The following is a 321-nucleotide window of genomic DNA, read 5'->3' on the forward strand; positions in this document are numbered from 1 at the left end:
GGTTAACTGGTGTACCATAGGTGCCATTTTCTAAAATGTCTACATACCAAAGGTCAGACATACCTAGAGTACCTGGCATATCAGATGAAAAATACAATCTTTTGCCATCCGGACTTAAAGCAGGATGCGCAACTGAATAGGCCTTATTGTTAAAAGGTAATTCCTCTACATTAGACCAAGTATTCTCACCCGTCTTCTCAGCTTTAAAAAGGCTTAGTCTAAGGGTTTTATGTTTTTTAGATTTATCGAGTTCTTTTTGTCCATCTATATAACTATTTCGAGTAAAGTAAATGGTTTTACCATCTTTGGTAAAAACTGCAG

General features: G+C 36.1%; 1 pseudogene. It reads right to left on the reverse strand.

The features are described from left to right. Positions 1 to 321: pseudogene (locus G3A46_RS14125) on the reverse strand (PD40 domain-containing protein); the annotation flags it as partial.

Source organism: Aequorivita sp. KMM 9714 (genome assembly GCF_011065475.1).
In the GTDB taxonomy this organism is placed as follows: Bacteria; Bacteroidota; Bacteroidia; order Flavobacteriales; family Flavobacteriaceae; genus Aequorivita; species Aequorivita sinensis.